Source organism: Nonomuraea marmarensis (assembly GCF_043197025.1).
Classification (GTDB): Bacteria; Actinomycetota; Actinomycetes; order Streptosporangiales; family Streptosporangiaceae; genus Nonomuraea; species Nonomuraea marmarensis.
This window is the reverse complement of sequence record NZ_JBICRM010000034.1, coordinates 34,976-53,619: the sequence shown is the minus strand read 5'-3', so window position 1 is coordinate 53,619 and position 18,644 is coordinate 34,976. Positions and strand designations below refer to the sequence as shown.

General features: G+C 68.1%; 22 protein-coding genes. 2 read left to right on the top strand and 20 right to left on the bottom strand.

Annotated elements, in window-relative coordinates:
* Positions 1 to 25: 25 nt before the first annotated feature.
* From ACFLIM_RS39155 to ACFLIM_RS39095, 13 genes are all read right to left on the bottom strand, one after another.
* Positions 26 to 316 (bottom strand): hypothetical protein, encoded by a 291-nt coding sequence (locus tag ACFLIM_RS39155; protein WP_393173795.1) that lies wholly within the window; start codon positions 314 to 316, stop codon positions 26 to 28.
* 11 nt (positions 317 to 327) lie between these two features.
* Entirely contained in the window at positions 328 to 2,313 is a 1,986-nt protein-coding gene (locus ACFLIM_RS39150) for a hypothetical protein (protein ID WP_393173793.1), read from the bottom strand.
* 36 nt (positions 2,314 to 2,349) lie between these two features.
* Positions 2,350 to 2,901 carry a hypothetical protein gene (locus tag ACFLIM_RS39145; RefSeq protein ID WP_393173791.1) on the bottom strand — a complete coding sequence of 184 codons (552 nt, stop codon included), beginning with the start codon at positions 2,899 to 2,901 and terminating at the stop codon, positions 2,350 to 2,352.
* Between the two features lie 194 nt (positions 2,902 to 3,095).
* Entirely contained in the window at positions 3,096 to 4,391 is a 1,296-nt protein-coding gene (locus ACFLIM_RS39140) for a PBSX family phage terminase large subunit (RefSeq protein ID WP_393173789.1), read from the bottom strand.
* The gene (locus ACFLIM_RS39135) at positions 4,388 to 4,864 is read right to left on the bottom strand and encodes a hypothetical protein (RefSeq protein WP_393173787.1); all 477 of its coding nucleotides are present in this window, start codon (positions 4,862 to 4,864) and stop codon (positions 4,388 to 4,390) included. The genes ACFLIM_RS39140 and ACFLIM_RS39135 overlap by 4 nt, the downstream gene beginning before the upstream one ends.
* A 49-nt stretch (positions 4,865 to 4,913) precedes the next feature.
* Complete coding sequence (locus tag ACFLIM_RS39130) at positions 4,914 to 5,306, bottom strand: hypothetical protein (protein ID WP_393173785.1); 393 nt, start codon at positions 5,304 to 5,306, stop codon at positions 4,914 to 4,916.
* A 19-nt stretch (positions 5,307 to 5,325) separates the two neighbouring features.
* Entirely contained in the window at positions 5,326 to 6,066 is a 741-nt protein-coding gene (locus ACFLIM_RS39125; RefSeq protein ID WP_393173783.1) for a hypothetical protein, read from the bottom strand.
* Entirely contained in the window at positions 6,063 to 7,475 is a 1,413-nt protein-coding gene (locus tag ACFLIM_RS39120; protein WP_393173781.1) for an asparagine synthetase B family protein, read from the bottom strand. The genes ACFLIM_RS39125 and ACFLIM_RS39120 overlap by 4 nt, the downstream gene beginning before the upstream one ends.
* The gene (locus tag ACFLIM_RS39115; protein ID WP_393173779.1) at positions 7,475 to 8,566 is read right to left on the bottom strand and encodes a DNA cytosine methyltransferase; all 1,092 of its coding nucleotides are present in this window, start codon (positions 8,564 to 8,566) and stop codon (positions 7,475 to 7,477) included. The genes ACFLIM_RS39120 and ACFLIM_RS39115 overlap by 1 nt, the downstream gene beginning before the upstream one ends.
* The gene (locus tag ACFLIM_RS39110) at positions 8,563 to 9,189 is read right to left on the bottom strand and encodes a hypothetical protein (protein WP_393173777.1); all 627 of its coding nucleotides are present in this window, start codon (positions 9,187 to 9,189) and stop codon (positions 8,563 to 8,565) included. Before ACFLIM_RS39110 ends, ACFLIM_RS39115 begins: the two co-directional genes overlap by 4 nt.
* Positions 9,189 to 9,788, bottom strand: a complete 600-nt coding sequence (locus tag ACFLIM_RS39105) for a RyR domain-containing protein (protein WP_393173775.1) — start codon at positions 9,786 to 9,788, stop codon at positions 9,189 to 9,191. Before ACFLIM_RS39105 ends, ACFLIM_RS39110 begins: the two co-directional genes overlap by 1 nt.
* Entirely contained in the window at positions 9,788 to 9,970 is a 183-nt protein-coding gene (locus ACFLIM_RS39100) for a hypothetical protein (RefSeq protein ID WP_393173773.1), read from the bottom strand. Before ACFLIM_RS39100 ends, ACFLIM_RS39105 begins: the two co-directional genes overlap by 1 nt.
* Complete coding sequence (locus ACFLIM_RS39095; RefSeq protein ID WP_393173771.1) at positions 9,967 to 11,031, bottom strand: hypothetical protein; 1,065 nt, start codon at positions 11,029 to 11,031, stop codon at positions 9,967 to 9,969. Before ACFLIM_RS39095 ends, ACFLIM_RS39100 begins: the two co-directional genes overlap by 4 nt.
* 1,258 nt (positions 11,032 to 12,289) lie before the next feature.
* Between ACFLIM_RS39095 and ACFLIM_RS39090 the strand changes: the two genes are divergently transcribed.
* Positions 12,290 to 12,652, top strand: a complete 363-nt coding sequence (locus ACFLIM_RS39090; protein ID WP_393173769.1) for a hypothetical protein — start codon at positions 12,290 to 12,292, stop codon at positions 12,650 to 12,652.
* A 77-nt stretch (positions 12,653 to 12,729) separates the two neighbouring features.
* Here ACFLIM_RS39090 and ACFLIM_RS39085 read toward each other — a convergent pair whose 3' ends face one another.
* Both ACFLIM_RS39085 and ACFLIM_RS39080 read right to left on the bottom strand, forming a co-directional pair.
* Complete coding sequence (locus tag ACFLIM_RS39085) at positions 12,730 to 13,716, bottom strand: tyrosine-type recombinase/integrase (protein ID WP_393173767.1); 987 nt, start codon at positions 13,714 to 13,716, stop codon at positions 12,730 to 12,732.
* A 170-nt stretch (positions 13,717 to 13,886) separates the two neighbouring features.
* Positions 13,887 to 14,348 carry a GNAT family N-acetyltransferase gene (locus ACFLIM_RS39080; RefSeq protein WP_393173765.1) on the bottom strand — a complete coding sequence of 154 codons (462 nt, stop codon included), beginning with the start codon at positions 14,346 to 14,348 and terminating at the stop codon, positions 13,887 to 13,889.
* Between the two features lie 534 nt (positions 14,349 to 14,882).
* Between ACFLIM_RS39080 and ACFLIM_RS39075 the strand changes: the two genes are divergently transcribed.
* Entirely contained in the window at positions 14,883 to 15,239 is a 357-nt protein-coding gene (locus tag ACFLIM_RS39075) for a hypothetical protein (protein WP_393173763.1), read from the top strand.
* Positions 15,240 to 15,267: 28 nt separating this feature from the next.
* Here ACFLIM_RS39075 and ACFLIM_RS39070 read toward each other — a convergent pair whose 3' ends face one another.
* From ACFLIM_RS39070 to ACFLIM_RS39050, 5 genes are all read right to left on the bottom strand, one after another.
* Positions 15,268 to 15,573, bottom strand: a complete 306-nt coding sequence (locus ACFLIM_RS39070; RefSeq protein ID WP_393173761.1) for a hypothetical protein — start codon at positions 15,571 to 15,573, stop codon at positions 15,268 to 15,270.
* A gap of 218 nt (positions 15,574 to 15,791) precedes the next feature.
* Positions 15,792 to 16,253, bottom strand: coding sequence for a hypothetical protein (locus ACFLIM_RS39065; protein WP_393173759.1), 462 nt, complete (start codon positions 16,251 to 16,253; stop codon positions 15,792 to 15,794).
* A 536-nt stretch (positions 16,254 to 16,789) separates the two neighbouring features.
* A complete protein-coding gene (locus ACFLIM_RS39060) occupies positions 16,790 to 17,197 on the bottom strand; it encodes a hypothetical protein (protein WP_393173757.1) in 408 nt (135 codons plus the stop codon).
* Positions 17,198 to 17,269: 72 nt separating this feature from the next.
* Positions 17,270 to 17,914 carry a hypothetical protein gene (locus ACFLIM_RS39055; RefSeq protein WP_393173755.1) on the bottom strand — a complete coding sequence of 215 codons (645 nt, stop codon included), beginning with the start codon at positions 17,912 to 17,914 and terminating at the stop codon, positions 17,270 to 17,272.
* Between the two features lie 2 nt (positions 17,915 to 17,916).
* On the bottom strand, positions 17,917 to 18,594 hold the full coding sequence (locus tag ACFLIM_RS39050; protein WP_393173753.1) for a hypothetical protein: 678 nt from the start codon (positions 18,592 to 18,594) through the stop codon (positions 17,917 to 17,919).
* Positions 18,595 to 18,644 lie beyond the last annotated feature (50 nt).

The following is an 18,644-nucleotide window of genomic DNA, read 5'->3' as shown; positions in this document are numbered from 1 at the left end:
ACCACCTCTCGTTCACGGTCGTTCATCAGGTGATGGGGACGAGCCCGGCAGACAGCACGGGCCGCTCATCGACAGCGGTCACACGGACCCACGCGCGGTACGTGCCTTCGGACAGCACCGCAATACCGTCCGGGCCGACGAGGATCTTCGCGTCAGCCCCTTCCGGCGACGGCGGCTCCCACTCGGCCGTGCGCCAGTCGTCGTCGACCGGTTTCGCGTCCGGGTTCGTGAAGGCCATCTCCACGACCTCGCCACCGGTCGCCCCCTCGACGAAGACGTACAGAAACTCCCTGGATAGGGAGGACATGGGTTCCACTGGGCACCTCCCTACGTGTGGGGCGAATCCGCCCGCCAGGCCCCACGCGGCTTTCCAGCGGCCCAGCGGCGGTGTGGTGAATGGGCAGACCAGCTGCGGCGGACGATCCCGACTCCGACGATGTCCCGCCCGATGTCGGCCACCTCGGCGTGCTCGACAAGCACCGCCGCGTCGGTGGAGAACTTGGGGGCCGCCGCCGCAGCCGCTTCGGCCAGGGACGCGCTGTCGGTGGCCGCGATGACCGCGTCGACGGCGGCGGATTCGATGAGCACCGCGGCGTCGGACGTGTCCAGGCCGGTCGAGACTGACTCGACGAGCTGCCCGGAGTCGCTGGCCACCTTGACGACCGTCACCACAGCCGCTTCGGCCAGCGTGCCGATGTCGGAGGCCGCCGCCTGCACCTCCACTGTTGCGGCCTCGGTCAGCGCTGCGTGGTCGCTGGAGATGGGGCCGATCGTCTCGGCGATGTCCACCGTCTCAGCCAGCGCGCCACTGTCGATGCTGGTGGCCTGCGCGTCCACCTGGACGCTCTCGGCCAAGCGCGCCTGATCGGCGCTTCCTTGGCCGAGCTCCAGCAGCGACGTTTCGGCCAGCGTCGCTTGGTCGGCGCTGCCCGGCCCGGCGTCGATGGCCGCGGCCTCGCCCAGCGTGGTCCCATCGGACGATGTGACGTCGGCCGTGGCCGCTGCTGTCTCGGTCAGGGTTCCGGTGTCGTTGGCCGACTTGGAGACCCCGTCCGACTGGACGACGACCGTGGACGACTCGACCACGGCGGCCGCGTCGGAGCCCGTCTTGGTTTCCTGCGGAGACCCCGTGACTGCCGGGGTAATGGCCAGGGTGAAGCCGGCCCGCCACTCGATCGCGGTAGTGGAGGCGACGAAGTCCGCCGGGGCAGTTGCCGCATTGGACTGCAACCCCCGCGCCGCCGCCGCCACAACGGTGTAGAGCCGCGACTGGACGCGGTTCAGCGCGGTGAACCCGGCCGGTGTGGTGAAGGTGACGGCAACATTTGGCGGGCGGACCACGGGGATTCGGATCTCCAGGTCGCTACCCGACGACGGGACGATGCCTGGAGTGGTGACGTTGGCGCCGGTGCCCGCCGTCGAACGCATGATCAGCGGGATCGCCGACCGGGACGCGTCCTTAACCGCGATGATCAGGCAGACGCCGTCCGTTGATGGGGGCTGTTTGAACGTGTACGAGCCCGGCTCGGACAATCCAGCACGCTTCCACCACACCCGGATCGTCTGGGCGACCCCGAATTCGGAGATCCCGTCCAGGGAGTCCAGCAGTTGCCAGGTGGTGCCGCCAGTCGGCGTCGTCATTGCCGCCGTGGACGCGCGGTCCGCTGCCTGGATCCCGATCAGCACGTCATCGGCGACGACACCGGCAGGCGCGTTGATGGGGTAGCTCGACGAGCCGGTTGACGCCGTTGACGTCGAACGAATCGACGGCGGCGTGCTGGAAGCCTGCGGCTCGTTCACCCAGCGCGTCTCGACCAGACGCCCGCTGTCGCTGCTGGCCTTGGCGATCTCCGGCGCCTGGACGATGGTGGTCGTCTCGGCCAGCGTGCCGCTGTCGGTGGCGCTCTTGGACTCTCCGGGGACGGTGAACTCGATCTGGTCAACCCAGGCCGCGTCCGCCCCGCTGGGGAACGACTCGTCCTTGGTGTAGGAGAACGTCACCTGCGACTTGCCGGTCACGTTGAATGTGGCCGGGGTCCAGTCGATCTCGCCCGATTGGGTGAGCACTTCCACGCCGTCGATCAGGACGTGGAACTTGTCGAAGTCCTCCTCGGACGACACCCGGTAGGAGAAGGTCAGCGACGTGGCCCCGGTCGGGACGGTGACCACGGCATTCGTCGCCTGGAGATCGGTGATGGTAGCGCTTTTCAGCGACGAGGTGCCGACAGCGGCGAAGTCGGAAGCCCGCGCCCAGGTCCCCGTGATGGTGAGGTTGAGGGTTGCGTCCTCGAAGTCCTCCAGGATGGCCGCCACGACGCGGGCCCTCCCCTCAGGCAGTCACGTGGTGGCTCAGACCAGGGAGAGCTGGACCGTGAAGACCCAGCTCGCTGCGCTGGTCTTCGTCCCGAGGTTCTCCACCTTGCGGTTGAGCATCCGGCCGCCGGCCGCGGCGTTGAAGATGCCCCACTCGGCCCACGCGAAGTTCGCTTCGGCGGTCGAGAACGTCGAGCGGAACGACAGCGGGACGGCGGTGGCGCCGGTGCCGTCCGTGTGCAGCGGATAGGTCGCGTCCATGCCCTTGCGGAGCTTGTTCGCGCCCTGCAGGTCGGTCTGCACCGCGTCCGCCGTGGCGGTGCTGTCGCCGACACCGATCCTCGCGTTGGCCGCGTCGAACGCTGCGACGGTGGTTCCGCCGATGAGGCGGTGCCACAGGGCTCCCACCCCGCCGTACATAAGCAGGTTGCCCTCACGCTCGATCACCTCGAACGGTGTCGCGGCCGGGCTGGTGTCGTCGCCGTGGAACTTCTCCAGCTTCCACTTGCACCGCCACTTGACCACGTCCTGGCGGCCCACACCGGCGTCCAGGTGTCGGCCCTCGGTCAGTCGCGCGTTGTCCCGCATCGTGTGCCCTCCCGGACATGCAGAAGGGCCACCCGGTCGGATGGCCCTGACGTTTGTTGGTTGGGGGTGCGGCCCTGGCCCCGCGCCGCCCCTCAACGGCAGGGGCCGGGGCCGCACCGGCTCGACGCACGCACCCCCGGGGGTGCGTCGAGCGGCCCACGCCTGCGAGGCGGTGGGCGTCGGTAGCGCCAGCCTTACGACTTGCGCCAGTAGTCGGGCACGCGCTCCATCAGCGACATCCAGGCCGCCTGCGTGGTGTGCAGGATGTACCGTCCGGCGTCGATGCTGTGGTCGTCGACCTTCACTGGGGCGTCGTCGCCTTTCTCGGCTTTCCGGTCGTCCCAGGAGTAGGAGCCGACCTCGCCGAGCCAGCCGTGGCAGGAGCGATGCACCCTCAGCAGGTCACCAGCGATCAGGTTGCTGACGGTGCGGATGCCGTCGAGCACGGCGTTGTCGCCGAGCTGCGGCAGCAGCCCGTCGTGGTGGAGCTGGGTGACGAAGCTGGCCGCGCTGGGGTCGACGATGATCCAGTCGGGCCGGAGACCTCGCGTGCCGGGGCCGTAGGTGTCCGGCACGTCGTCTAGCCAGTCGGTGATCTTCGCCGAGTACTCCGCGTCGGTCAGCTGCCGGCGTTCGAGGCGGGAGTCCCATCGCCACTCGCTGGCCAGGTAGATGCGCCGCTGTCCGTCCGCGTCCGGGGTGGACACCCCGGCGAGTAGGGCCGAAAACGGATTGACGGTGCCGTAGTCGATGCCCACGCCCAGCCACCGCTCCATGAGCGGTAGCTCGTCGACGATGTGCCGGTCGGGGTCCCACATATCAAAGATCGCACCTTCGGCCATGCACCACTCGCCGAGGATGTAGCGGCGGTACCACAGGCCCGTGTACTCGGCCTTGAGGTTGGCGACGTACACCGGGTCGAGCGACGGGTTGTCGTCCAGCGTGAAGTGCCACCACTTCAGGTCCAGCTCATGGGCTCTGAGCAGGAACCGCTTGCGTAGCCAATGGTTGGGCGCGTCCGGGTTCGTCGTGCAGAAGATCTTGCTGCCGGTGACGGAGCAGCGGGCGAGCAGCTGGTCCCAGAACGCTTCAGGGATCAGCGTCGCCTCGTCGACGTACGCGCCCGCGCAGGTGAGACCCCGCAGACGGGATTCCGAGCGGACGTCGTTCGCGGAGATGATCTCGACACGGCGGCCGAGGATGTTCGCAGTCGGAGCGCCGCGCGTGTAGAAGATGCGCCGCGCCACCGGCCCGGTCAGCGACGGGTCCATGAGCGGCTCGAACACGTTACGGGCGATCGTGTCGCTCGTTTTGCCGACGACCACCAGGTGGCCGCCGCGCGGCGCCTGCGCCACGAAGATCAAGAACCGCAGCAGGGAGGCGATCGTTTTCCCGCTTCGTACGCTGCCCGTCCAGCAGTTGATCCGCGCCGTGGACTCCGCGATGCTGCGCTCCTGCGCAGGTGACAGCGTGACAACCGCCAGGCTCACTGGCTGTCCTCGCCGGCCTCGATGGCGTCGACGACCTCGACCGTCACCTCGTCCGGTGCGTTCCGGGCCTGCAGGCTCGCGAACAGGTTGCCGAGGAGCGACGCCACGTCGCTGTTCTCCGACCCGTTGCGGTTGATCAGGTCCAGGCCCAGCAGTGCGCAGCGGCGGGCGATCAGCTTCTCGGCCTGGTCGACGGCCTTCACATCGCCGCCAAGCGCCTTGGCCCAGACGCTCGCCATGAGCCGGTCCAGCCGGTCGATCTCGATCTGCAGCAGGTGCTCGGACGCGATGTGCTCGGCCTTGGCGGCCTTCTGCATCGAGCGGGTGATGTCCTTGATGACGGCGGCCGACGACGAGTAGCCGAGGTTTTCAGCGATGATCGTGGGGCTGATGCCCGCGATCCGCATCTGCACCGCCTTGGCGCGCCGTTCCGCGACGACGGTGGCCGACGCTCGCTTCTTGCTGGAAACCATGAGGGGACCCCCGTCCGAGGAACAACAGGTTGGAAGGAATGAGCGCGGGTCAGCTGTCGGTGCCGCGCCAGACGTGGAGGACGAGCTGACCGCCCTTCACCACCGGCCCGAGCCGCATGTCAGGGCCGACCAGGTGCGCAGCGTCGTCGTCCACCAGCACCCCGGCGTCGGTCATCGCGCCGTCGACCGCAGCCTTCGCGGACGGGTACCAGTTGCCCGGGTCACGCCTACGCCGGTCGGTTGGCCGCAGCTCCCCAACGACGTACACCCGCTCCAGCTGGGGCAGGCCGACCGCCTTGGACGCGGTGTGGCCAGCGCGGCGTAGCAGCTTCGTGAGCCGGGCCTTGACCATCGGGTGGAGCCGCTGATTGCTGTTCAGCAACTCCATGCCGGGCGGCAACTCGATCGTCCAGTGCGGGGGTGGGCGCTCGTCGAACCACATCGCGTCACCCCCCGTCTCGTTACTGGGCTGAGGCGAACGCCCCGATCACCGCCCACGAATGCCAGCGGAACAGCACTTCCGGGGCGTGCCAGCCCGCCTCTGTCATGGCCTGCATCGTCGTCTGCTGCGGGTACGGCCGTAGCACGCCGCGCAGCGCGCGGGCCTTCGCCCGGATCGCCGCGTCCGTGATGCCGCGCTCCGCCTTGTAGTCGTGCGCCACGTCGATGCCGATCTCCGCCCACCGGGAATCGATCGGGCGGATCTTCTCCGCGACGATCAGCGCGCCGCTCTCAGCCGAGCACGCCCGCGCGAGCCGTAGCGCGTCCACGCGTTCCGGCTGCGGCAGGAACTGCAGCGTGAACAGGCACAACGTCAGGTCCGCGTCCTCGTGCACCAGCGGCCCATCCTGGACGCGGGTCGCGCTCAGGATGATGTCGTGCTCGCCGCCGATCTCCTTCATCTCGATCGCGGCCTGGGTGAGCATCGCGGGCTGCTCGTCATACAGCGCGAACCGGATGCCCCGGTTCGGGTGCCGTTGCAGGATGCGCCGCGCCGACGCGCCCGTCGACGCGCCGAGGTCCGCGACCAGGCCGCCGGCCGGGACCAGCCAGTCGGTCGTCTCGGCGACGAGGTCCTGAATCACGTCGTAGTGCGGCACGCTGGCGCGTACGTGGTCGTCGAACACGTCGACCACGTCGGGCGTGAACTGCCAGCCGCCCGTGTCGAACTGCTCGGCGATGTCGGTGTCGTCGTTGCTCATGCTCTGCTCCTGACGACGCGCTGGTACTCGGCCCGGTAGAAGCGGGCCGGGTCCGGCAGCACGCTCGTGATCGCCGTCTTCAACCCGAGGCCGTCCTGGAACGCCACCTTCGGCCTACGCACCACGGACTCGGGCAGCAGCCCGGCATAGGCACGCTGGAGCACGGCCTTCGGGTGGGCTTTGCCGTCCGCCACGGCGTGCTGCTGCAGAGACAGCGCCAGGTCGACCACGTCCGGGTCGCAGAACGGCAACCGGCCCTCGACGCCGTACGCCATGAACGTCTTGTTCACCCTCGGGAAGTTCTTCCTCGCCTGAGCGGCCATCAGGTCGCGCCGGTAGATGTGCCAGTCGGTGTTCTTCAGGGCGTGGTAGGCGAACCCGTACGACGCCCACAGCTCGTCGGACCCCTCACCGGAGTAGGTGACCTTGAAGCCGTCCGAGCGGATCCGCTCGGCGAGCAGCAGACACGCCCAACCGATCTCCACCTGCGCCTTGTACGGCATCTCGATGACCTGGACCACGCGGGCCAGATCGTCCGCAGTCGGCGCCGGAATGTCGACCTCGACCAGCTTGATTCCGAGATGCTGGGCGACTTCGCGCGCGCACCGCAGGTCCCGCGACTTCGGGTCCATGCGGGCGGTGTAGGCGACCAGGCCAGGCACATGCTGGGCCAGTTCGTACGTGATGGCGGCCGAGTCGATCCCGCCGGACAGAAGCGCGCACACCGGCACGTCGGCGATGAGCCGCCGCTGCACGGCCTGCCCGAGCGTGGCCTTCAACCTGGTCGACGACTGCGCCAGGGTGTAGCCCGCCGGCGTGCACCGCTGGGTGTGGAACCTCGACCAGGAGGCGCGGCCACCGTGGATCGTCCCCCACTGCCCGGCCGGGACATCCGCGATCAGATGGGAAGCCATGGGGCGGCCCACCGCGGCGAACGCCTTCAGCTCCGACGCGGCCATGACCGGCTGCGCCAGATGCAGATGCAGCGGGATCTCGCCGTGCCGGTCCCGGGCGACGTGGAGCACGCCGGGGCGCCGCTCGTTCACCCACGCCACCGCGAACATGCCGTTCACCAGCGGCAGAGCCCGGTCAGGGCCGAGCACGGCGAGCGCGGCGGCCAGGACCTCCGTGTCGCCAGTCGTCTTCCACACGCGGCCCGGGTCGCGCTCCTCCACGGCCTGGCGCAGCTCAGCGGCGTTGTAAATCTCGCCGTTGTACGCGATCGTGACCGGCCCGTCCCGGAACGGCTGATCCGACCGGGAGTCGAGGTCCTGGACCGCGAGACGGGTGTGTCCGAGGTGCACGCCGGCCACCGTTGCCGTCCTGGCCGCGTCCGGCCCGCGATGCGTGAGCGCGGCCACGGCCGGGGCGAGGTCGAGTTTGCCGAGACCGGCGACGATGCCGCACATCAGATCCTCCCCGCGTCACGCAGGGGGACGAGCAGCTCGTCGCGGACGGTCGCGGCGATCCGCGCCATCATCACGGGCGGCACGGCCCGGCCGATGCGTTCCCACCGCCTGTAGTAGTTGCCGGTGAGCACGAAGTCGTCCGGGAAGCCGCCCATTCTGCGCAGCTCCGCCAGGGTCGGGTATCGCGGGTGGTCGGGGTGGGTGAGGGCCGCGGTGCCCGTCGTGCCTGCCCTGGCGACGATGGTCGGGGACGGCTGGTCGAAGCTCAGCCGCTTGAGACTCAGCCGCGTCGGGTGTCCCTGGCCTGGGCGGATCTCCCGCCACAGCCTTTCGACGGAGTAGCCGCGCAAGCTCAGCTGCTGCCCGGTCTCCGGGTCGGTCTGCAGGTCGTCGAACGCGCCGGGCAGATCGTGGACCGCGTCGCGCACCGTGTACCGGTACGGCAGCGGCGTCGGGTGGGCGGGATCCATGCCGAGGTCTTCGCGGACGCCGACGAAGATGAGTCGCCGCCTGGCCTGCGGCACGCCGAGCCACTGCGCGTCGAGCAGCTTCGCGCTGACCCGGTAGCCGGCCTTCCGCAGCGCGGCGAGGATCTCCTTGAAGTAGCCCTTCGCGGTGCCCTGCACCAGGCCCGCGACGTTCTCAGCGATGAACGTTCGCGGCTGCAGGTCGCCCAGGAGCCGGGTGAACTCGAAGAACAGGTCGTCGACCCGCTGCCGGGTGTCGCTGTACTGCTTGACGATGCCCCACCCGGCTTCTCGCTTGCCTGAGGTGGAGAACGCGGCGCATGGTGGGGAGCCGTCCATCAGGTCGATCTCACCCGCCTTGAGTCCGGTCGACTCAAGGACGTCGGCGGCGGTGACCTCGCGAATGTCGCGGGTGTCGAGCACGGTGTACGGGGCGGCGTTGGCCCGGTACGTCTCGGCGGCCGCGGGGATGAACTCGCTGGCCCACAGCATGCGGAACCCGGCCATGCGGTAGCCGAGCGACGAACCCCCGCAGCCGGAGAACGTCGAAATCCCGTTGAAGCCGTTCCACGGGACCGCCCGGACCTCGGCCATGCTCGGCACCCGGTATGGCGGCTTGGTCATCGGGGCTTACCACTCCACGTGTACGCGCAGCGCGGGCACTGGTAGTCGGTGCTGATGTCGTCGTCGAACGACTGGAAGTCCTCCGGCGACGGGCCATCCGCAGCGTCGTCGGCCCCGCCGTCGTCGCCGTACTCGTCGTGCACCCCTGCTGCGACGTGCGCGTCCACCGCGAGAGCTTCCTCGAGGTCGGCCAGCTCGTCCGAGGAGTAGCCCGTGGCCGCGAGCAGGTCCGCGTCCGCCTTCTGAATGTCGAGCAGGGACTGAGCCAGCACGTCTTCGTACCAGCCGCCCTTCTCACCGGTCCGGTTGTGAGCGATCAGGTACGCCTCGGCGTCCGCGTCGGACCGTGATGACCAGCCGCGGACGATCGGCGCGAGCCACGTGCCGTCCTCGGCCAGCTGCACACCCTCCGGAGGGCTCGCCCCTTCGGCGGCCATCGTCGTCAGGACCTCTTTGCGGCCGTGGCCGACGACGAGCCGGCCGGTGCGTTCGTCGATCTCCCCGGCGACGACGCAGCCGAACGTTTCGATCGAGGCGCGGATTCCGGCCAGGTCGTGGTCTTTGGCGTTCCTCGTCGCGGACGGGATGTCCGGCAGTGGCATGTACTCGATGTAGCGCTGCATCACCCCTCCGTCCTGGCCGCGGGGAAGGCGCGGACGATCGCGTGGAACAGGTGGTCCTTGACCCGCTCGGCGTCGGGCAGGTCGCCGTACGGCACCAGGCACGGGTGTGTCTTCGCTGCTTCGTCCTTGACCGGGCCGTACGTCCAGCCGCCCGCGCGCTTCACCTCGCACCACGACTCGTGGAGCTCCTGCGGCGTCGCACCGGACAGGGCGGCCTCGACGCCCTTAATCGCGGACTCCCGCTGCCAGGCGGGCGCGTCCGCCCAGTGCGGTGACGGCGCCGGGTCACCCGCCGCGATCTGCAGGACGCGGTTCGCCTCGTGGCACACGCGGGCGATCGTGGTCGCATACACCTTCATGCTGGGGTCCTCCGGGGCGTGGGGGTCGTCGTCGGGGAACTGCTCGATCACAGCCGCAGCCTCACGGAGAACTGCGGCGAGGAGGCTGCGGAACTCGGGGACGTCCAGGGCCAGGTTCGTCACGCCGGGGTCGCCGGTGGCCTCCGCCTTGAGCGGCAGGTCGAACGTGGCGAGGGTGGTCTCCTGGGCGCCGACGCGCAGGGCCAGGACGGCGGGGAGAGAGCTGATCGTGAGGGCCATCACGCGACGACCGGTTCGCAGGCGAGCAGCTGGCGGCCGCGCTTCTCGTACCAAGCGGTGAGCGCGCCGTCGACGACCTCGTGAATCTCGGCCGCCACGTCGTCGTAGCTCACGTCTTCGGGCAGGTGGTCGCTGTCGTTGATGGACGCGGTGAAGGACCAGCGGGTCATGGTGGCGCTCATCGGGTGTCGCCCCCCTCCGCGGCCTCCGGCTGGTAGCCGTACGCGGCGCGCTGCTCGCTCATCACCATGGCGGCCATCGCGCAGGCGAAGACGTCCCAGGAGTGCGTCTCCACGGCCAGGTCAGGCACCTGCACGGATGCCGACACCGTGCCGCCCTTGCACGGGCGGGTGACGATCGGTGTGGCGGACTCCCACTCGACCGACCAGTGGTATTTCGCGGCCCACTTGGCGCGCGGCCTGCCCAGCCGTACCCGCTTGAGCCTGAGCTGCACCTGGTGGCTGTCGCCCTCGGGCATCTTGATCCAACCCATGACGGGCCCGGCGGCGGCCTCGTGGCTGTACCGCTTGTGGCCGAAGACCTTCTCCACCAGGTCGAGGTTGACGCGGCCGTGCATCCACCACGGGTCGTCGCGTGACCAGGAGTTGCGGCGCGCCCACAGCTGCGTGCGGATCGCCCAGTCGTCGAACGACAGGCTGATCACCCGCGACTCGTAGCCCTCCGGGATCAGGCGGCGCTGCAACCAGGTGCCGAACCGTTCGGTGTGCAGGTAGAGGGCGCCCAGCGGGTTGATTCGCAGGTGCGCGGCCAGGGTGTGCTCGCTACCGGCGTTGCCGACCTTCACCTCGACGGAGAACCCGCCGAACGTCCGGCCGAGCAGTAGCTGCCCGCCGATCGTCCCGGTCGGCTTGTCCGGCCACGGGCCGGGCAGCCTGTGGCCGGCGCGGACGCGGGCCATGGCCTTCCGGATTTCCTCGGTGGTGAGGACGTACCGCTCCGGCTTGTCGATCTCGCCGTCGTAGCGTACGCCGATGGGCCATTCGTCTGGGTCGAGGTTGCCCTGCGGGTCGGGGCGGACTCCGCACCGGTCGCACGTCACCCAGCGCGCGGCGCGCAGGGTGGCCCCGATCGGGCCGTGCCCGTCGACGACCGGCTTGTGTCCGAAGAGACGGCACCACAGCATGAGCCGGGGCGCGTCGTTGAGCCAGAAGCTGCGGTCGGCCAGGCGGCCGGGCTGTCGGCGGCCTTCCTGCTCTGCGTTGTCGGAGGTGTGCCAGTACATGAGGGGGCCTCCAGGAGGCAGAGGGGTGGAGGACCCGACCCCGGCTCGTTTTCCGCGCCTCCCCCGTGCGGGCGCAGGGCCGTGCCGGGGCCGGGTGGTCATGGGGAAGGCCCCGTCCCATCTTGGGGATCGGGGCCTTCCGGCTTCTGCGCGTCTCAGAGCGCGACAGACAAGATCGACTCTGCGGGGATCTGGAGCCATGCGGGATGTCGCGAACGTTGGACACGCGCGGGCTCAGAGACGCGTACGAGCTAACATGCAAGCACTTTGGCATGCGTGTTCTACTCTGGCCCGCAGCATATGCACTGTTGTCAAGTCACCGCAAGCCGGACCCGCCGAAAAGCTGACGTCAGACGAGTACCGGCACGTCCTCCCCGCAAGTCACTCGGCCGCACCTGCGGCAGACTCCGGCTCGGCTACGGTTTCAGCGCGATCACCGGGCGTGAAATCTAGACTTGTTCTATGTTCGGACAACCCGAGGCTGCGCGAGATCCGTCCTTGGATCCAGTGGCAGCAGCTTCCTTCTGGAGAGCACTGGCAGTAAGCGTCAAGCAACCGCTTGGGAACCCCACCCTCGCGCTGCTCCATCACATGATGGCTGTCGATAAGCGCATGACGGCTGTCGACGAGTTCATTGATCTAGCCGACCCCCGAATGCCAATTGTTGATGGGCAACATCGGTGGGGGGTGCTATTTGACCTCTTCAACCGGCAACAACGCAGGAGCATCCATGGCGCCTGGAAGGCGCATGGCTCTCCGCGGCTGATTGACCTCGGGGGCCCGGGGGCGGGAAAGACTTTCGCCAGGCTAGCCGCGCACGATTCTTCGATTAGCCAGCCAACGCTCGAACGCCTCCACCCTGAGCATCTCCGCGTTGGCGTGCAGGCAGAGCGCCCGATAGGTGGCGTCCCCGGCGACGAAGGCACAGGTTCAGCTGACCATCACCTCGCAGGCCAGGCCGTTGAAGCGTTGCCTGGGGTCTACACACTCGCGCAGGAGGCCATTCGACGGTCGAGATCGGCCGAGTTTCACCGCCTCAGTGCTGATAGATCCGCCGAGCTCATGTTCTGGGCGATCGTGGCATGGGTCTTCAGACTACTGACTCTGGCTCGCGCACGACGCACTTCGGTAGTGACAACGTCCACGCTTCTGGCGCAGCGTTCACGCCGGCGCCGACGTCGACGCCGCTTCTCGGGCGTCGTGCTGTCGAACCCTCTTCCTCCCACGACGTCCGCTCGCCGCCCCAAGGGGGCGGCCGATGGACGCCTTCCTCGGGTTCCTCGTCGGGATGTTCGTCAACGAAGCGGGCGAACTCGCCCTCTGGGCATCGCGTAAGCTCGTTCTCCTTGCTGCCCTGGCTGTTCACCGTGACCCTGAACGCCGCCGTGGCTACACGGTCCAGCTGAACGAGACCCTAGCGCTCGTTCCGGGGAAAGCCACCTGCCTCCCCGCCGCCCTCCTCATCGTCGGGGTGGTCCTCGTCGGTGTCGCCTGGCGAAGCCGAACGAAGGCCAGGATCTTCACCTTCCTCTTCACCAAGTTGCGGATGCTTCGCCATGCCCTCGCTCGCCTCCGACGGGAGGTGATACGTCTCCGATTCCGGCGGCATCTTCGTCGGTGAGTGTGGCGGCCTGGCTTGGGACTGCATCGCACCACCATCGCCAGGCCACCGCTGGCCTTACCTGTGGTCAGCCCTTCTCACATCCCGATCCCCGCCGTAGCGTTGTCCGCCCACTGGTCGACGATCCGCAAATACTCGTGCAGCGCAGCCGAGTTCGGCGCCCATCCGCCCTGCACGGCGATCGTCTTGTAGTCGTGCCCGGCCTCCCGCGCCGCCGTGGCCAGGCCGGCGCGCATGCTGTGCCCGGTGACGCCCACCAGGCCCACCGCCTCGGCCGCGTCCGCGACGGCGATCCCGATGCCCTGCCCGGAGATCGGGCCCATCATCTTGTGCCGGTTGAAGCGCATGAACCCAGGCCCGTCCGGGTCGAGGTCCGCGGCCGCCGCCCACGCCAGCCAGGCGCGCTGCGCACACGTCCACTCGTTCTCACCCTTCTTGATCGCAGGCGATCGGGCGCCGGTCTTGCCGTACCGGCTGTGCACCAGCAGGCCCTTCTCCGTCACGACCACATCCCGCGCGAGGAGGTTCGCCAGCTCCGACCGACGCGCCGCCATGCCGAAGCCGACCGTGAGGATAGCCCGGTCCCGCAACCCCTTCAGCGTGTCCGGCAACGCCTTCGACATCATGCGGAGCTGCATCATCGTCAACGCGGGGGCCTTACCGCGGCCGCGCTGCTCGCCCTCCTCGGCCAGCATGCGGGCGAGGACGTCGATCGCTTTCTTCGCCTTCTTCGGCCCGTCCGGGTGCACGGCGACCCCGCGCTCACGCAGGCACACCGCCGCGCCGTACATGTTCCGCTGGATCGTCGCCGGTGCCGCACCTCCCTTGCCGCGCCAGATCACGAACCCGAGGAACGCGCCCGGCGTGCCGGCCTCCAGTGGGATGCCCACCTCGGCGACGTACCGTTCCCACACCGTCCAGTCGCTGGCGTAGCTTCGCAGCGTGTTCTCCGAGCGGGGCTCGAACTCGTCGGCCGCCTGGTCGAGCTCGGCGAGCCTTGCCCATCGCGCGGCATCCTCGGAGGGCACCAGCTCGCCGCCGCCGTAGAGCTCCAATTCGGTCATGCCGGCCTCTCCTCCTGGCCCTCGATGTCGTCCTCGGCGGGTGCTTCTGGGTCAATGCCGAGCGCCAGCATCCGGAAGCGCATCTTCTCGTCGCAGGTGGGCTCGCCCGACAGGTCGCCGAGGAACTTCGCCCGCTGGTCCAGCCCTGCGGCGCCTATCCTGGTCGCCCCTCAGCGCTGAGTGGAGGTCTGGCTCGCGTCACGCCGGTAGGCGTAGTGAATGAGCCCTTTGTTAAACTTGCCCACCTTGTCGTATAGCGCGCGAGCCGGGGCGTCTTCCAACGTGTTCCAGTAGAGGCCTGGGAAGCCATGCTCCTTGGCGTCCCGCGCCACCCACTCGATCACTGCCGTCGCGATACCCTGCCGCCGGACTTCCGCGTCCACGAACAAGTCCGCCAGATAGCATCTCCCGGCGTACCAGACACTGGCGTGGAACAGGTAGTGCGCGATGCCGACCATCTTGCCGTCCAGCTGGGCGGCAATTCCGCGTATCTGCTCGTCGTCGAGCAGGCGCCGCCAGGTCCGTTCATAGTCGTCGTCGCTGCGTTCAACCTCAAAGTAGGTGTCTTTACCACGGGCCAGCACTTCCCAGCAGCTGCGGTCGGATTCGGTCAGGAAGCTGATCTTCACCATGATGCAATCCCGTCGCTCATGCTAGCTCTTCCGCTTGCGTGCTCTTGAGTCGGTTGACGCCCGGCGTGGGTGCATCGGGCGGCGTCGAGGGCGCGTGACTACTCCGTTACATGGAGTCGCAATCAAGCTCCCTCGGAGATCATTCTAACTCATGATAAGTGACGTTATCGTGAGTTGAGCCTCGTGATCTGACTAACAATTTTCCTCGCGCACACCTCGTGCACACGGTCCAATATCCATATGACCGCATCTCCGAAGAAGCCCCACCTCCTCGACAGGATCCTGCTCCAGGCGCCAAACCTGGGCCGCAATCTGCACAGGTGGAGCGACACTTTCGACACCTGGATATGGAGACGCCCAAGGCGAGTCATCACATTCGCCATCGCCGTTGCTCTTGCAACAACAATCACGCCCGCTCTGATCTGGTCTTCCACCTCAGCGGCGCCCCCCACGCCCATGCTGATACTGGCGTCATTTGCCCTATTCGCCATCCCGCTAACAGTAAGTGCACTTCTCGCTACACGGAGCACCTTCGTGAGACAGCAGGTAGACCAGGCGCCGGACCCCGCAGCGGCCATACAACAACGCATCGAAGCCGTCAACAAGGCGTTCGCCGAGGCCAGCGACCTCATGACTGATCTCCAACGCGATCTGGCAGCTCAGCAAGCGGCGCGCAAGGCCTTGCTCGAACAAGCGAGAGACCAACAGGACTTACTTGAACTCAATCAGGAGCAGGCCGAGAAAATCCAACGCATCCTAGAACGAGGGAGCAGAAGATCGGAACGCACACAGCGGCACCGAGAGCGCTGGATCTTCCTCTGGGGCCTGCTGCTCTCCATCCCCATCGGGGTTGGAGTCAACTACCTCAGCCCGCTGATCTTCGGAACGTAGCTCATCACCGATGCCCAGAAGAGGCACATTATTGAGCAGGACGACGCGGGTCGAGGTACCACGTATCGTCGGCAGCCTGCCGCCACTGCTTAGAAAGCCTCACGAGATTCTTGAACGACTCCTCCATGGGAGGCCGCACCACTGGCCTCTCTCCCGACCGATCTACAACCACGTCGGGAGGCACACCCCACCCAAGTTTCCCCAGATGCCAGCCCCATTCTGCCGCCCTCTTCACCAACTCATCTACCTCCGCTGGTTCCAAAGACTCGGCATGCGGCAAGCGCTCCTCGACGCTCTCGCGGGCCTGCTCCACCTCCGCCAGCTCCACCGCCATCCCCGCAGCCTCCACACGCTTCGCCCGACCCATCGCCGCAGCCAAAGGACGGCGCAACACCCACACCGCCACCACCACAGCCACAGGCCAGGCGAGAGAACCCACGAGAGACGCCACCAGCTGGAAACCCGACATGCCAAGCCATCGCAGCAGCAAGACGCGGCGTTACCGTGGAACGGGCATGCCCGCTTGGCCGCGACGAAAAGCGCGCAAGCCACTCATGTTGTGCCAGGGCCGTGCTGGCCAACGCTCTCCTCGTACCAGACCTGATACAGGTACCGCTGCACCAGAGCGTCAAGATTCGCCGACCCGACGCCCATGAAGTGCATCCGGCGCTGAGCGTCAAGTAGGAGAGTCGAACGCTCGCGCGACGACAGGCCCTGCCCCTGCGTAGCGCGCTCGATCATTTGGGCGATCTCGCGCCGTTTCTGCCGTGCTTCATCAGCCTCCCGTTGCGTCGCCACGTCAACGGCCGTCTCAGCATCCTCGGGGGAAGGCTCCAACGCCTCCCGAGCGGCCACATTCAGCTCAGCGCCAAGAAAGTTGAGGCTGAGGTTCTGGAAGCGGAAATCGAGAAGCTTGGTCAGGGGCTCTTTGAACATCCGGACCAAGTAGTAGATCGCGAATACAACAACCGCCGGCCACACCAACGCCTCGACAAGCTTTACGACGGAATCCATGACCATCATGGTGTCACCCCAACTGGCCTGGAGTCCTGCCCTTCGCCGTAACGCGATCCACAGGGAAATCGTTACGCAGACTGCCCTTCCCCCGACACCCCGCGCGGCACCGACAGCCGCGGCCCAGGCCGCCCCCGGCGACCACGCATGGCGAGCTCCACCTCCAACAACTCCCGCACGCACACCAGGCCCCCGGCCTCCCCCCGCCGACGAGCCCGCGGCAACCCAGTCGAGGCGTCCACCACCAGACACCGCAGACGGCCAGCAGACACCCACCGGCCCACCGTCGACCGATCCACACCAGCCCTACGCGCAGCCACCCCGAAATCCACCCACACACCACCAACCATGCACCAGACACCAGACACCCAGACGCCAAGGCCCAAGGAGCAGGGAGCAGGGAGCAGTGCGGCAACCCGACGCACACCGCACCACCCCCCCGGGGGGCTGGCGGGGGGTGGGGGGCGCGCGCTGGCTTGGGGAACGGAAGAACCCCGCACGCTGGCTGCGTACGGGGTTCTGAGGCGCGCGTGTGGCTAGATGTCCCTGGTCAACGCGTCGCACAGCGCGTCAAGCTCGCGCCGGATGGTCGCATCGCTCTCGGCGATGATGGCGCGGAGCCGCTTGACCTCGCGACGGGCAGCACCCGCGTAAGGCGAGTTAGGCGTGGCGTTGCTGTTCCTGCGGGCCTCGCTGACGTCCTGCAACGCGTGCGCGGCGGCGTGCGCCTCCACGAGCGGCGCGGCGATGCCCTCGTGCCAGAAGATGACCGCGTTGTGCACGGCGTCGCAGTGGTCACCGTCGAAGTGCATCGTGGCCTTCCTGGGCTCCCCGCTGTAGGCGACCAGGCAGATCACCGGGACGTACAGCTCCGCCATGAGGAGGACGTACAGCTCCGCCGCCTCTTCAATCAGGCCGTTCGTGGGGGTCGTGTTGTACCGCATGAGGTCGCCTTTCCGGCTCTGGGTTGGTTGGGAGGGAAGCCGGGCCGCGCGGGTACGCGGCCCGGCTTGGTGCTACTTGCTAGCGGTGGCCTGCTGCTGGGCCTCGAAGGCGGCGAGCATCGCCGTCTGCGCGGTCACGTCCAGCCCGTGCGACTCGGCGACCTTGATGGCGGCCTTGAGGTCCTTGATGGTGTTGTCCATCAGCTCACCGGCCGCCTTCTTTTCCGCCGCCTTGCGGGCGGCGTCACGCTGGGCTTTGATGCGGTCCATGGCGTCGGGGATCACGGCGGTGATCCACTTGGTGAGGTCGGAGACGGTGACGCCAGCGGTCTGCGCGAGCGGGTGCTCCGCGTCCCTGACCGCGAGCAGGAACATGCCGTACTGGCGCAGGGTGGTGTACCGCTTGACGGCCTTGCCCGTGCCCTGCGTGTAGATGTACGAAGCCGGGTAGCCGTCGATCTCGGGAGCCTCAATCAGCTCCTCAGAGATGACCACGTCACCGGCCAGCTGCTCGTTCTGGTGCAGGGCCATGAGGGTGGCGATGCTGGGGCGCATCCCGCCGACGAAGGACCAGAAGGAGGCGGTGCCGCGCGCGGAGCCGCCCTTCGGGGTCTCGGCGCGGGTCAGCCACGCGTACACCGGCAGCAGCTGGGTGGCCTGCTCGGCGGTGAGCTTGACCTCGGCGGGGGTGGCGGTGGCGGTCGTGTTCTCAGACATGATCAGTCCTTCGGGTTGGTTGAGGTGTTCTTACGCGAGCTCTTTTGCTTGCGTGATTGGCCGTGGCCGGACTTCCGCTTGACCAGCCATACTGCCGTGCCCGCCGCGCCGACGGCGATGATGCCGAGGGCGCCGAGGGCAAGACCTGCCGGGCCGTCCATGGCCGCCGGGTCAGCGGTCAGGGTGACGGTGGGCACCGGGGGTGCGGGGACGCATGCAACGCCGGGGAGCGGCGGGGTTGCGCATGCGGCGACCGGCATCTTTACACTCGCGTCGGGCTCGACCGCCGTGCCCCCCGGGGGCGTGGGTACGGGCACCGCGGGAAGCGGGTTCGTCGTGACGAACACCGTGGACGGCGACGGGGTGACCGTGGTCACGGCCGGTTCGGGCGTGACGGTCCGAACGGACGGCTCGGGCGTCACGGTCTTGACCGACACCGAGGGTTCGGGCGTGACCGTCCGCACCGACGCCGCCGGGGTGGCGGTGACGGTGACGGGCGGCGGCGTGACGAACACAGTGGTCGTCACGGGCACGGGGTTAGGCGGCTCCGCCGTCACGGTGGGCGGCGGCGACACTGGCCCGAGGGCGTAACCCCAGGCCAGGGACGGGGCGAATGCCGCGCACATGAGCGCCGCGCCGCTCGCGGCCACCGCTCCCCTGCGCGCTTTCGAGTAGTTCATGAGATCATCATATAGGTCGTTCGGGATTCGTGACAACCCTTTGGAGGTGC